Source organism: Novosphingobium capsulatum NBRC 12533, assembly GCF_001598375.1.
Taxonomy (GTDB): domain Bacteria; phylum Pseudomonadota; class Alphaproteobacteria; order Sphingomonadales; family Sphingomonadaceae; genus Novosphingobium; species Novosphingobium capsulatum.
Genome location: NZ_BCYV01000027.1, coordinates 34,310 through 47,851, shown reverse-complemented (window position 1 = coordinate 47,851; position 13,542 = coordinate 34,310). Strand labels below are relative to the sequence as shown.

Sequence of the window (13,542 nt, the reverse complement as noted above, 5' to 3'; positions counted from 1 at the left end):
ACGTAAAGCTGTTCGGGAATGCCGCTGACGATCCATTCGGGATTGGGCTTGCGCCAGATCGCCTGCCGCAAGGCGAGCGCCGTGTTGAGGGCACTGGGGGCATCGAGGCTGAGGAAGTAACCGGCGATGGCTCGGCTGTGATCGTCAACGATGACGGTCAGCCAAGGACGCACCGGGGTTCCGGCATCATCGAGCACGAGAATGTCGAGAACGGTATGATCGGCCTGCCACATCTCGTTCGAGGTCGCGGCTTCGCGCCGATGCACTAGCTCGTGCTGGTCGCGGTAGACGGCCGGATCGGAGGCTGCGGCGATCTGGCTTGCCGGTATCGCCCTGACGACACGCGCGACGGCCGCATAGCTGGGGGTTCGGTGTCCATGCGCGATGGCGAGTTCCTGCACCTTTCGGTGAATGGCGGCGACCGGGGGTCGCGGGCGCTTGGTGGCGAGAGTGCGGGTCAGTTCGACCAGATGTTCCGGCAGGTGCAGCCTGCCCCGATCGTTGCGCGGCAGACGCGCGAGACCGGCAAGTCCTTCGGCACGGTAGCGCCCGAGCCAGCGCTGCAACGTCCGCTCGCTCAGCGTGCCGGTGCGGGCGAGGTCCGCGAGCGGGATGCCATCGGCGAGGTGCGGTTCAAGGACGCGGTAGCGCTCGATCGCCAGCGGCGGGACAAGCGCCGGATGCGTCACCGCCGACGGTCCGTGTCGCAGGTAAGGAAAACGGAGATTTGCCTGCCCATCGCCATGCGAGTCCGCTCGCGTTGCCAAACCGGCCTGTTCGACGTAAATCTACCCGGTAAAGAAAACTAGGGCAACATAGACCTGCCGATGACGACTTTCTTCCCAAACCGCGCCCGATCGGGGCGCCACCGGCCCTACGCATGAAAATCGGTTACGCCCGCGTATCGACCGCCGAGCAGAACCTGGACCTCCAGCGTGATGCGCTGAAGGCTGCCGGCTGCGAGAAGGTCATCACCGACAAGGCCTCCGGGGCGACTGCCGCTCGCCCTGGATTGGAAAAGGTGAAGGAGCTGCTTCGCGCCGGCGACACACTGGTGGTCTGGCGCCTCGACAGGCTCGGCCGCTCGCTCCGTGATCTGATCGGATGGATGACCTACCTCGACGAGGAAAAGGTCGGGCTGCTGAGCCTGCACGAGGCGATCGACACGACCACCACGTCGGGCAAGCTTACCTTCCACCTGTTCGGGGCATTGGCGGAGTTCGAGCGCAACCTGATCCGCGAGCGGACCCAGGCCGGTCTCACCGCAGCCCGCGCTCGCGGCAAGAAGGGTGGCCGGCCGGCCGCACTCGGCAAGGACAAGCGCGACCTGCCCGTCAGGCTCTACCACGAGAACACGATGCCGATCGCCAAGATTTGCTCGATGCTCGGCATCTCCAAGCCAAAACTCTACGCCTATGTGCGATCGGCCGAGACCAAGCCGGTAGCCGCGTAGCGACGCTCGCCGACAAATAGCGCGATCAGAATGCCGCCACTTAGCGCGAGCGTTTACACCGTTCGCGGTCCCGATCGGCCCAGCGTCCCCCGGAACCGTTCGTTATCGGGAAGGCATCTAAGCGGTCTGCACCATCCTTCATCTAAAGTTCTCCAAGCGCTTCTGAGGATTTTCGGGCGCACCAAAAGCACTTGCTCCTCCAGTGGCTGGAGCATGTAACCGCAATTTGCTCTCCTGCGGACGGGGGGCTGGAGGTGGCTTTTTGACGGCCCGTGTTGAAGCAATCGGTATGTCTCGACGCTCATTAGTGGCGCGGCTGGTGGCCTGTGGAACCGGCTTGGTGCTCGGTTCTCCAACGCTCGCGCGACAGACTTCCCGGTCTGCGGGCTCGTGGAACTTCGGTGCGGCTCACCTCGAATGGGAGCCGCTGGAAGTCGGCACGGGTGATACCCTCCTTGTTTCGGCACAAGTGCGCGGAGTGCCGGTGCGGGCGGTGCTCGACAGTGGCAGCGGCGCGTCGATCATGAGCACGGCGCTCGCGGCGAAGCTCGGCTTGAACGATGGTGAGCGGCGCATGATTAGCGGGCTGAGCGCCAAGGCCCCGGTGCTGCTGGTCCGCGACATCGACGTACAGCTCGCCCGCGAAACCCGTCGCTTACCCTTTGCCGTCGTTGGTGATCTGAGTTCAGTGTCGGCGGCCTTCGGACGACCGATCGATATCCTCCTCGGTGCCGATATGTTCACGGGTAGCTGCATCGCGCTCGATTTCGCGAAAAGGCGTATGGCGGTCGTCAAGTCAGGCACGTTTCTCGCCGGTCCCGACTGGCGCGCTGTCGCGCTCGGGCGCGGTGCCAAGCAGGAGCTGTTCATTCGAGCTTCCGTCTCGGGTTTGCCTCCCGTGCCCTTGATGATCGATCTTGGCAGCTCGGCCGCGCTGATGCTCTCGTCGGCCTATGCCCGCGATCAAGGGCTGTTGAACGGGAAGCTCGTCTCGACCGCGGCGATCGGCGGCGTCGATGGTGTGCGTATCAACGATGCTTTCACGATCCAGAACATCAACATCGAAGGGCTTGGCGTCTCGAACGTCCCCACACTCGGGATGAGAGCTTGGCTCTCCACCAGCACGGTTGGCAATGTCGGCCTACCGCTGATCGCTCAATTCGACGTGGTGTTCGACGTGACCGCCGGATTCGTGTGGCTCCGGCCACTCGGTCCTCGTCGTCGCCTGCCGATGCTGAAGGACCGTAGCGGCCTTGGCCTCGCAGCCTCACCAACGGCGCTCACCGTTGTTCATGTGGCGGCGAACAGTCCCGCAGAAAAGGCTGGCTGGGCGGTCGGCGACCGGATCGTGGCGGTGAACGGCCATTCGATCGATGCGAACTATACGCGTGGGGAGCTCTGGCAAGTGCGCTCCCGGCCTGCTGGCACCCTCGTAAAGCTGACGATGGCCTCGGGTGATGTGCGCGAGCTCAGGCTGGCCGATTATTATTGATCGGCTTGAGGGTGGCCTTTGCCGATCGCCTTCATGATCCGACAATCGGCCATGCGCGCCTTGGTGCAGCTCTGGCTGAGCATTGCCAACTCATCCCGCAACACCGCGAGTTGCGCCAGTCTCTCCTCCACATCCTTGAGGTGCTGAGCAGCGATAGCTGAGGCGGCACCACAATCCTGGTCCGGGTTCTGCGCCAGCCCCATCAACGAACGGATCTCGTCGACGGAGAAGCCAAGCCGGCGACCGTTGCGGATGAAGTGCAAACGCTCAATGTCACTGGCATCGTAGGTTCTGCGACCCGACGCCGTGCGAGGGGCGGATCGGAGCAACCCGATCGACTCATAAAAGCGGATCGTCGTCACCTTCGTCGAGGTCTCGCTGGCGAGCTGCCCAATCATCACCGGCTTCATCATGCCATCCTTGCTTATGCGAACGTGTCGCACATTTCGCTTGCTTCTACAGCGACTGGAGGTGGTAAGGAAGGCCGCATGAATGCTTCTACCGAAAGCTGCGGGTGCCACGGGGAGCCCGCGCGCGCGCAAACCGATCCGGCCTATCGCCGTGCGCTGCTGACCGTCGTGGTGCTCAACCTCGGCTTCGGAGTCGCCGAGCTGTTCGGCGGGTTCATCGCCGATAGCCAAGCGCTGAAAGCGGATTCCCTCGATTTTCTCGGGGACGGGTCGATCAGCCTTATCGGTCTTCTCGCGCTTGCCTGGTCCGCACGGGCGAGGGCAAAGGTCGCGCTGACGCAGGGGTTGTTTCTCGGTGCGCTTGGCGTGGGCGTAATCGGTTTCGCGATTTGGCGCGCCCTGAACGCAACCGCGCCCGATGCCGAACTGATGGGCACAATCGGCGTTGTCGCGCTCGCGATCAATGTCGTGTCCGCCTTGGTGCTTGCGCGTTTCCGGGAAGGGGACGCCAATGTTCGCGCGATCTGGCTGTTCAGCCGCAACGACGCGCTCGCCAACGTGGCGGTGATCGCCGCGGCCGGTCTGGTGGCGTGGACAGGAAGCGCCTGGCCGGACCTCGCCGTCGCCGGCCTCATCGCCCTCCTGTTCCTCCACTCCGCTTATGAAATCGTCACTGGCGCTCGGCGCGAATTGGGAGAGCGGTAGTGCGTCTGCTCGCGTTGATCCGGGCAATGCTCTCGTTGCGGCTGCTCTCCGCGCTCGCGGCGCTGCTGATCCCTGCTGCGGCAATCGCCGAACCCGGCGACGTGCAAACCGCATGGCGGCTGCTCGACTATATGGCCGTCGATTATGGCGGCGCGGTCGCCAACGGTCGGATCAAGAGCACGTCGGAATATGCCGAGATGACGGAGTTCGCCGCGTCGGTCTCGACACGGCTTCAGGGCCTGCCGGCGAAGCCGGAGCGTCAAGCCCTCATCCAGCGGGCTGCCAACCTCCAGGCGGTGATCGCGGAAAAGGGACCGACTGAACAGGTGGCAACATTGGCGCACGGGCTCGCGGCCGATCTGTTGCGCGCCTACCCGGTGCCGCTCGCGCCCGATAAGGCTCCGAACCTCGTCTCCAGCGATGCACTGTTCCGACAATCCTGCGCGTCCTGCCACGGGATGACGGGCAACGGCCGTGGCCCTGACGCCGCCAAGCTCGCTACGCCCCCGATTGCTTTCACCGATGCCGAGCGCGCGCGCCAGCGCAGCGTGTTCGCGCTCTATCAGGTGGTGACGCAAGGCATCGACGGGACCGCGATGCAGAGCTTCGCCGATCTGCCCAACGATCAGCGCTGGGCGTTAGCATTCCGAGCCGGGAGCTTCGCCTTCACGGATGCGCAGGCGCGCGAAGGCGAGCGGCTTTGGAAATCCGACCCGACCCTTCGCCGGCGCATTCCGGACCTGAAAACCCTGGTCGCGCTCACCCCGGCCGCGCTCGGCGCGGCGATCGGCGACGCCAAGGCTGACCCAGTGCTCGCATTCCTGCGTCGTCATCCCGAACAGGTGATACAACAGGCTCCCGGCTCGCTCGCGGTCGCCCGCGCCAAACTCGCCGAAAGCGTGGCGGCTGCGCGGCGCGGCGATGCGCGCATGGCGAAAGAGCTGGCGCTGTCGGCCTATCTCGATGGGTTCGAGCCGATCGAGCCAACACTCACCGCGCGCGACGCGACGCTGATGGGTCGAATCGAGGGCGCGATGGGGGAGTTCCGCGCCTCGATCGACCGGGGCGCGTCGCCCGATGATCTCGCGGAGAAGGTCGCAGTACTGGGCGGCCTTTTCGACGATGCGGAAGCGGCGCTCGCGCCTGATGCCGCCACCGAAGCGTCCACGTTCCTGGGCGCGTTCACGATCCTGCTGCGTGAAGGGCTCGAAGCCCTGCTCATCGTTGTCGCCATGATCGCGTTCCTGCGTAAAGCCGAGCGCGGCGAGGCGCTGCGGTACGTGCATGGCGGCTGGGTCAGCGCGATCATCGCGGGCGGGATCACCTGGGCGGTCGCCACCTATGCGATCGGGATCAGCGGTGCGAGCCGGGAGCTGACGGAAGGGTTTGGCTCGCTGTTCGCCGCGGTCGTGCTGCTCTCGGTCGGGATTTGGATGCACGGCAAGGCGCAGGCCGATCAGTGGCAGCGCTATATTCGCGAGAAGATGTCGCGGGCGCTCTCGGGCGGGTCGGGCTGGTTCCTGTTCGGGCTGGCGTTCGTCGTAGTTTATCGCGAGGTCTTCGAGACGATCCTGTTCTATGCCGCGCTTTCGGCGCAAGGTGACAACGGGATGCTTCTCGCGGGGGCCGGGTCGGCGATTGGACTGCTCAGCCTGATCGCTTGGGCCATGCTTCGCTACAGTCGCAAGCTGCCGATCGCGCAGTTCTTCCGCTATAGCTCCTGGCTCATGGCGGTCCTGACCGTCGTGCTGGCGGGTAAAGGCGTCGCCGCGCTCCAGGAAGCCGGCCTTATCAACATCGCACCGCTCGCGGACGTGCCACGGCTGTCGATGCTCGGCGTGTTTCCCACTTGGCAATCGGTGCTGGCGCAACTCCTGATGGCGGTCGCCATTGCGGTCGGGTTCGCCTGGAACGGGCGCGACCGATCCCGCTCGGGTTCCGGCTCAGTGACCCTTGGTTCGAATTAGTGCAATGACATGAAAACCCTTCCGTGATAGAGGCAAGCTAGTGCGAGCCTTTTTGCCTTTCCTGACATGCCTGATGCTGGTCCTGACCAGCTTCTCCGGCATGGCCCATGCCGCCGATCTGGCGGGGGGAAGCATCGCGGGCGTTGAGTTCACGGTCCATACCGCCGGTGACATCGATCAGGTGCCATCGGACTCGGACAAGAATGTCCCGCATCATCACAATTATTGTCACGGACACGACGTCGGCGCGCCTGCGCGCACGACGATGGAATATACCCCCGTCCTCACAGTGCCCAAGCCGACAATCTCCGCCTCTGCGTCGCTCGACGGCCGCACCGGCATGGTCCATTTGAGGCCCCCCCAAGCCTGACGTCCGATTTGGGCGTGCGTTGGCGCGCCCCTGTCGATCATCGTCAGGAGTCCTATTTTCATGAATCGTATCCTCGCGGCCATGCTGGCCGCAGCGTCTTGCGCCACGATGGCGCAGGCGCAGGTCGGACCGTCCGCGCCTGTTGCGCAGGATGCGCCGGTCTACACGCTTGACCAAGCGGTCAGTGCAGCGGGCGGTTCGGCCCCTGCTGCGGAAGCGGCGACAGCTGGAATCGACGCGGCCCGTGCAGGTCGCACAGTCGCCGGCTTGCGGCCCAATCCGGTGGTTCAAGGCCAAGTCGAGAATGTCATCGGCTCCGGGCCGTATCGGGGGGTCCGCAGCGCGGAAACCACGGTCGGCTTTGCGATCCCGATCGAGCTAGGCGGCAAGCGCGGCGCCCGCGTCGCGGTCGCCAATGCGCAATTGTCCCGGGCCGAGATCCAGGCCGCGATCATCGCGGCGGATGTCCGGCTTCAGGTAACGCAGCTCTATGTCGAAGCGGTCGCGGCCGATCGCCGGGTAATGACAGCCCGCGATCAGGCCCGGATCGCCAGCGATGCGCTGCGGGCCGCGAGCGTTCGCGTGCAGGCAGGGCGGGCATCGCCACTCGAGCAACAGCGCGCGGATGTCGCGCGTATCAATGCCGACGCCAATGTGGAGCGGCAGCTTCGCTTGGCCGAGGCGGCCCGCGCCAATCTGGCGCGTCGGATCGGACGGCCGATCGACGGCCTGCTCGATGACACGCTGCTCGATCGCCTTCCCGATGTGAACGTCTATGGGCCGTTGGCACCGGTCAACACGACCGGCACACTCGCGCTGGCGGCAGCCAACGCGGATTTCTCCATTGCCGAAGCCGGCGTGCGGCTCGCGCGCGCCAATCGCGTGCCTGACCTGAACGTCGGGCCGTCGATCCGCCGCCTGGAAGCGACCAACGACATGGCGGCGGTGTTCAGCGTGTCGATCCCGATCCCGGTGTTCAACAATGGTCGCGCCGCGATTGCGCAGGCGACCGCGCAGCGGACCCAGGCGGATGCGCAGCGCCGCGTGACCGCGCTCGACATCGAACAGGCGATCACGGACGCGCAGGCGCAGGCGGCCAATGCCGCAACGACGGCTCGTGCGGCGTCGGGGCCGGCGCTGGCGGCTGCACAGGAGGCCGCCCGCATCGCGCGGATCGGCTATCGCGAGGGCAAGTTCGGCCAGCTCGAATTGCTCGATGCTGAACGCACGCTCGCCGAAACGCGGGTCGCCGCGATCGACGCGCTTGCCAATTACCAGAATGCCCGCGCGCAAGTGGAGCGACTGACCGCTCGTGCGCCCAATGGGGGGAATCAGTGATGAAGAGCTTTTATCTCGCGGGCGCGGCGTCGCTCGCCCTGCTCTTGGCTGCCTGCGGCGGCAAGGATGGCGGAAACGAGGCAACTGCCGAAGGCGCAGCTGCCAATGAGACGGCAGCGGGCACGGAAAAGGGCGGTGCTGAAGGCGGTCATGCCGGTGAAGGCGTCGTCACATTGGGTGCCGACCAGATCGCCACAGCGGGCGTCCAGGTCGGACGGCCGATCATCGGCGGGGCCGGGACGATCGAGCTGCCCGCGATCATCGAGGGCGACCCACAGGGAACGCAGGTCGTCTCGGCCGCAATTGCGGGACGCGTGGTCGCGCTCACCCGTAACCTCGGCCAATCGGTCGGACGCGGCCAGACCATTGCGGTCATCGAAAGCCGCGAGGCGGCGCAGATCAAGGGCGAGGTCGAGGCGGCGCGGGCGCGGCTTCAGCTCGCTAATTCGAACCTCGCGCGCGAACAGCGGCTGTTCGCGCAGAGAGTCTCCCCTGAACAGGATCTGATCGCCGCCCGCACAGCGGCGACGGAGGCGCGGATCGCCCTGACGCAGGCGCAGAGCATGGTTTCGGCGGCGGGTGTCGGCGGCGGCGGGCTCAACCGGCTCGGCATTGCCGCGCCGATCTCGGGCCAGATCATTGCGCGCCCCGTGACGCTGGGACAAACGGTCGCGGCGGATGCCGAACTCTATCGCATCGCCAACCTGAGCCAGGTGTCGATCGCGCTTAATCTCAAGCCCGAGGATGCGGGCCGGGTGCGTCCCGGCAATACGGTGCTGGTGAAGGCGGCAGGCCGTCAGGCGACCGCCCGCGTGACCTTCGTGTCGCCGGCGCTTGATCCGCAGACGCGGCTCGTGCCTGCGCTCGCCACCCTCGACAATCGCGGTGGCGAATGGCGGGTCGGCGAGCCTGTGACGGCAGCCGTGCAGCTCACGGGCAGCGGCGGGAGCGGGGCGGTCCGCGTGCCGACGACGGCGGTCCAGAGTTTCGAGGGCAAGTCGGTCGTGTTCGTGCGCACGCCCACCGGCTTCAAGGCGACCCCGGTCCAGCTCGGCGATGCGTCGGGCGACACGGTGATCGTCCGGTCGGGCCTGACCGGCAACGAACAGATCGCCACCACCGGAAGTTTCACGCTCAAGGCCGAGATCGGCAAGGGCGAAGCGAGCCACGAGGATTAAGCCATGATCGCCCGTATCGTAACCTGGGCGGTCGAGAAGCGCTGGCTAGTCCTGCTCCTCACCGTCATCGTCGCCGCCATCGGCGCCTTTTCCCTCTACCGGCTACCGATCGACGCGGTGCCGGACATCACCAACAATCAGGTCCAGATCAACGTCCGCGCGCCTGCCCTCTCGCCCGAGCTGGTCGAGAAGCAGGTGTCGTTTCCAATCGAAACCGCGCTCGCCGGCACCCCCGGCCTGGAATATACGCGCTCGTTGAGCCGCAACGGCTTCGCGCAGATCACGGCGGTCTTTTCGGACGCGACGGACATCTATTTCGCCCGCCAGCAGGTGGGCGAGCGTCTGCGGGGCGTGCAAGAGAATCTGCCCGACGGCGTGAACCCTGAAATGGGTCCGATCGCGACAGGCCTGGGCGAGGTGTACATGTACACCGTTCGTCTCGATCATCGCGAGGACGACAAGCACAAGCCCGGTGAACCGGGCCAACAGCCCGATGGCAGCTACATCACGCCAGAGGGCGAGCGACTGACGACCGAAGAGGACAAGGCGACCTACCTGCGCACCGCGCAGGACTGGATCGTGACGCCGCTTCTGAAGACCACACCGGGCCTCGCCGGTGTCGACTCGATTGGCGGTTACGCCAAGCAGTTCCTCGTCGTGCCCGACGTGCAGAAGCTGGCCTCGCTCGGCATCACGCTGACGGACCTGGGAAATGCGCTGGAGCGCAATAACACCAGCGTCGGCGGTGGCTTCGTCAATCGCAATGGCGAAGGTCTGGCTGTTCGCTCGGATGCGCTCGTTCGCAATGCCAGCGAGTTGGCCAGGACCGTGATCGCGACACGTAACGGCGTGCCGATCACGGTCGAACAAGTTGCGACTGTGAAGACGGGTCAGGCGATCCGCATGGGTTCGGCATCGGAGAACGGTACCGAAGTCGTCGTCGGCACGGCGATCATGCGGATCGGCGAGAACAGCCGCATCGTGTCGACCGCGGTCGCTGAGAAACTGAAGACGATCAACGCTTCGCTGCCTCCTGACGTCGTAATTCAGCCGGTGCTGAACCGCACCGAGCTGGTCAATTCGACGATCAAGACGGTCGCGAAAAACCTGTCCGAAGGCGCGGTGCTGGTCATCGTCGTGCTCTTCCTGCTGCTCGGCAACTTCCGTGCGGCCCTGATCGCGGCGTTGGTCATCCCGATCACCATGATGCTGACAGGCTTTGGTATGCTGCGCGCTGGGGTCTCGGCCAATCTGATGAGCCTTGGGGCTTTGGACTTCGGTCTGATCGTCGACGGCGCCGTCATCATTGTCGAAAACGCGCTGCGCCGGCTTGCCGAGCAACAGCATCATGAAGGCCGATTGCTCAGCGTCAAGGAACGGCTCGCGACCGTGGCAGCCGCTGCGCGTGAGATGATCCGTCCCTCTGTGTACGGGCAGGCAATCATCATCCTCGTCTACGTACCGCTGCTCACGCTGACCGGCGTGGAGGGTAAAACGTTCGGACCGATGGCGCTGACCGTCATCATCGCGCTCGCCTTCGCCTTCATCCTCTCTCTCACCTTCGTGCCGGCGATGATTGCGATCTGGCTGTCGAAGAAGGTCGAGGAGAAGGACGGCCGCATCATCACGTGGCTGAAGAAGCGCTACGAACCCGGTCTCGACCGGGCCATGAAGCGCCCGACGCTGACGATCGGTGCGGGTGTGGGAAGCCTTGTGGTGGCGGCGCTTGCTTTCACTACGCTCGGCTCGGTGTTCCTGCCGCAGCTCGACGAAGGCGATTTGCTGATCCAGTCGCTCCGCATTCCGGCAACGTCGGTCCAGCAGAGCCAGGCGATGCAGGTGCCGATCGAGCGGATGATGTCGAAGCAGCCGGAGGTGCAATTCGTCTATTCCAAGACGGGCACCGCCGAGCTGGCGGCCGACCCGATGCCGCCGAACGCGACCGACATGTTCGTCATCCTGAAGCCGCGCAAGGATTGGCCGGATCCTGAGCTTCCCAAGGAGGAGCTGGTCAGCCGGATCGAGGGTAATCTCGCGAAGATTCCGGGAAATGCCTACGAGATCACCCAGCCCATCCAGATGCGCTTCAACGAGCTGATCGCCGGCGTGCGCGGCGACATCGCGGTGAAGGTGTTCGGGGACGACTTCAACCAGATGAACCGGACGGCCGAGCAAATCGCGGCGGTGCTGCGCAGAACGCAAGGCGCAGCGGACGTGAAGGTGGAGCAGACGACCGGTCTTCCCATGCTCGACATTCGCGTCAACCGCGACGCGATGGCGCGGTTGGGCGTTACGGCTCAGGATGTGCAGGACACCGTGACTGCGACGATCGGCGGGCGAACATCGGGCCAGATCTTCGAGGGCGACCGTCGCTTCCCCGTGGTGATCCGCCTGTCGGAGGCGCAGCGTGCCGACATCGGCCTGCTCCAACAGGTGCAGGTGCCGGTGGCAGGCGGCGGCTATGTACCGCTGTCCAGCGTCGCCGAGATCAAGGTGGTCGATGGTCCGAACCAGATCAGCCGCGAGAACGGCAAGCGGCGCGTGGTGGTGCAAGCCAACGTGCGTGGCCGCGACGTCGGATCCGTCGTGGCGGATGCGCAGGCGGCGATCGGCAGCCAACTCCGGCTGCCTGCCGGCACCTATCTCGAATGGGGCGGCCAGTTCGAGAACCTCCAATCGGCAAGCGAACGGCTGAAGCTGGTCATTCCGGCTTGCTTCATTTTGATCCTGCTGCTCCTCTACGGGGCGTTGGGATCGGTCCGCGACGCCGCGATCGTGTTCACCGGCGTGCCTTTCGCGCTGGTGGGCGGCGTCCTGTTGCTGTTCCTGCGGGGCATGGACTTCTCGATCTCGGCGGCAGTGGGCTTCATCGCCCTCTCGGGCATCGCGGTCCTCAACGGCCTCGTCATGGTCAGCTCGATCCAAGATCTGATCCGATCAGGGATGAGCCGCGAGGAAGCCGCGCATGTTGGCGCGATGCAGCGTCTGCGACCCGTCATCATGACCGCGCTAGTCGCCAGCCTCGGCTTCGTGCCGATGGCGCTGGGCGAAGGCGCCGGCGCAGAGGTTCAAAAGCCTTTGGCGACGGTCGTCATCGGCGGTCTGATCTCGGCGACGCTTCTTACGCTGTTCGTGCTGCCGACACTCTATGCCCGGTTCGGGCAGAAAGTGATCGAGAAACCCGAGCACTACAATGAGGAGCATGAAGGGGACGACCACGGTCAGACCTTCGTGAACAACTTGGCCTGATGGATGGGCGGGGCGATCCGCGATCGCCCCGCCCATCTCTGGGAGATGGGGATATGCCTCGCACCATAACCAGCTCGATGCTTCACGGCGGGCCACTGCGCATCTGGTCGGCACTCACCGATCCGGATCATCGCCGGGCGTGGAGTCCGCTCGTATTTCTCGATGATCCGTCCCGGCTCGGCGACACAGAATGCACCTTTGCGATCCAGGGCATCACCCGGCCAATTCGGACGCCAGCACGGATTGATCGATTCGATAAACCGCACGCCTTCGCTTGGTCCTGCGGCATCCCCTATCTGTTCACGCTCGAAGAGCGGTACGAGCTGGCGGGGGACGATGGCGGCACCAGGCTAACGCATAGCTGCACGCTGCGCGGGGCGCTCTCCCTGCCGTTCGCGGCGATGATGTTGCGCCGCCTGCGATCCCTGATGGTCGAATCTGACGATCGCCTCGCAACCTATCTCCGCTGGCGGGTAGGTCAGCCTGCCCGGGCTATCAATCGTCAGCGCGTCCCCTTCCGCTGCAGGAGGAAGGCGCGATGATGATGCACTGTAAGCGGGTGCTGCCCGCCGTCATCCTCGTTGTCGGGCTCGCGGCGTGCTCGGAAAGAAAGCCGCCAGCCCCGCCAACGGAGCAGCAGATCCATTCGTCCGACAGCGCCGTGGCGACCGGGGAAATGGGGCGGCATAGATATCGCTGTTCCGACGGGCAACCGCTGTTCGTCGATTACAAGGACAACGGCCTGCAGATCGATTTGCGGCGCTCCAACGGGGGACCGCCGATGATGCTGACCGCGCCAGCGCAGGGCCTGCAATATGTCGGCGAAACAGCCACCGCGACCTTCAAGGGGTCGCAGCTCACCATCGTGGAAGGCGATGGCCGTACCCGGATCTGCGAGCAGGAAGGCACGCGATGAACTGCCCTGCCTTCGAACGCCACAGGGCGCTTCGTCGGAAGAGACCGATGTCTGACACGTCGATTTCAAATGTGACAACCTTGTGCGGCCTGAATCGGGCCGGTCTGGCGATCGCGCGCCTCGGCGTCGTTCTCGTCTCCGGGGCGGTTATAGGGGCGTGTAATCCAGCGCCGACCCAGCCTACCGAGCCGGCGCATGAAAAGCATCTGACGTCGAAACTAATCGCGCAGCGCATCATGTACTGCGACGACGGCACACGCGCCGATGTCGACTTCATCGATGACGGCTTGAAAATGGCCGTCACCTGGCTGCCGAAGGGCAGGACCGAGATCCTGCGCGCGCAGCGAACCGGTGACGAGTTTCGCGGCGACCATTCGCGGGCTGTCGTGGCGGGCGGATCGATCGCGTTCACGCGACGCGGGAAGATCCGCGTCTGCCACCGAACCCCGGAGGAGTCCTAGGAA

The 13,542-nt window shown here is 65.1% G+C and carries 13 protein-coding genes; 11 read left to right on the top strand and 2 right to left on the bottom strand.

The window, feature by feature from the left end; translation table 11 throughout:
- On the bottom strand, positions 1-689 hold a 689-nt coding region (locus SCA01S_RS19650; RefSeq protein ID WP_157089057.1), incomplete at its 3' end, for a TnsB C-terminal domain-containing protein.
- A 191-nt stretch (positions 690-880) separates the two neighbouring features.
- Here SCA01S_RS19650 and SCA01S_RS19645 point away from each other — a divergent pair.
- Both SCA01S_RS19645 and SCA01S_RS19640 read left to right on the top strand, forming a co-directional pair.
- Positions 881-1,453: a recombinase family protein gene (locus SCA01S_RS19645; protein ID WP_009824027.1), complete on the top strand. Its 573-nt coding sequence runs from the start codon at positions 881-883 to the stop codon at positions 1,451-1,453.
- Between the two features lie 289 nt (positions 1,454-1,742).
- A complete protein-coding gene (locus tag SCA01S_RS19640; RefSeq protein ID WP_013039112.1) occupies positions 1,743-2,945 on the top strand; it encodes an aspartyl protease family protein in 1,203 nt (400 codons plus the stop codon).
- Here SCA01S_RS19640 and SCA01S_RS19635 read toward each other — a convergent pair.
- A complete protein-coding gene (locus tag SCA01S_RS19635; RefSeq protein WP_004212867.1) occupies positions 2,939-3,355 on the bottom strand; it encodes a MerR family transcriptional regulator in 417 nt (138 codons plus the stop codon). The two genes, SCA01S_RS19640 and SCA01S_RS19635, sit on opposite strands and share 7 nt — an antisense overlap.
- A 78-nt stretch (positions 3,356-3,433) precedes the next feature.
- Between SCA01S_RS19635 and SCA01S_RS19630 the strand changes: the two genes are divergently transcribed.
- From SCA01S_RS19630 to SCA01S_RS19590, 9 genes are all read left to right on the top strand, one after another.
- Positions 3,434-4,060 (top strand): cation efflux transmembrane domain-containing protein, encoded by a 627-nt coding sequence (locus SCA01S_RS19630; RefSeq protein ID WP_004212870.1) that lies wholly within the window; start codon positions 3,434-3,436, stop codon positions 4,058-4,060.
- Positions 4,060-6,027: a cytochrome c/FTR1 family iron permease gene (locus tag SCA01S_RS19625; protein ID WP_004212871.1), complete on the top strand. Its 1,968-nt coding sequence runs from the start codon at positions 4,060-4,062 to the stop codon at positions 6,025-6,027. The genes SCA01S_RS19630 and SCA01S_RS19625 overlap by 1 nt, the downstream gene beginning before the upstream one ends.
- Positions 6,028-6,100: 73 nt before the next feature.
- Positions 6,101-6,397 (top strand): hypothetical protein, encoded by a 297-nt coding sequence (locus tag SCA01S_RS19620; RefSeq protein WP_007406840.1) that lies wholly within the window; start codon positions 6,101-6,103, stop codon positions 6,395-6,397.
- A 60-nt stretch (positions 6,398-6,457) separates the two neighbouring features.
- Positions 6,458-7,735 carry a TolC family protein gene (locus SCA01S_RS19615; protein WP_013039111.1) on the top strand — a complete coding sequence of 426 codons (1,278 nt, stop codon included), beginning with the start codon at positions 6,458-6,460 and terminating at the stop codon, positions 7,733-7,735.
- Positions 7,735-8,913, top strand: a complete 1,179-nt coding sequence (locus SCA01S_RS19610) for an efflux RND transporter periplasmic adaptor subunit (protein WP_004212877.1) — start codon at positions 7,735-7,737, stop codon at positions 8,911-8,913. The genes SCA01S_RS19615 and SCA01S_RS19610 overlap by 1 nt, the downstream gene beginning before the upstream one ends.
- Before the next feature lie 3 nt (positions 8,914-8,916).
- The gene (locus tag SCA01S_RS19605) at positions 8,917-12,162 is read left to right on the top strand and encodes an efflux RND transporter permease subunit (protein ID WP_004212878.1); all 3,246 of its coding nucleotides are present in this window, start codon (positions 8,917-8,919) and stop codon (positions 12,160-12,162) included.
- Between the two features lie 53 nt (positions 12,163-12,215).
- Positions 12,216-12,704 carry an SRPBCC domain-containing protein gene (locus SCA01S_RS19600; RefSeq protein ID WP_013849881.1) on the top strand — a complete coding sequence of 163 codons (489 nt, stop codon included), beginning with the start codon at positions 12,216-12,218 and terminating at the stop codon, positions 12,702-12,704.
- Positions 12,701-13,078: a putative periplasmic lipoprotein gene (locus tag SCA01S_RS19595; protein WP_062788373.1), complete on the top strand. Its 378-nt coding sequence runs from the start codon at positions 12,701-12,703 to the stop codon at positions 13,076-13,078. The genes SCA01S_RS19600 and SCA01S_RS19595 overlap by 4 nt, the downstream gene beginning before the upstream one ends.
- A 47-nt stretch (positions 13,079-13,125) precedes the next feature.
- Entirely contained in the window at positions 13,126-13,539 is a 414-nt protein-coding gene (locus tag SCA01S_RS19590; RefSeq protein WP_004212881.1) for a hypothetical protein, read from the top strand.
- Positions 13,540-13,542: the final 3 nt, after the last annotated feature.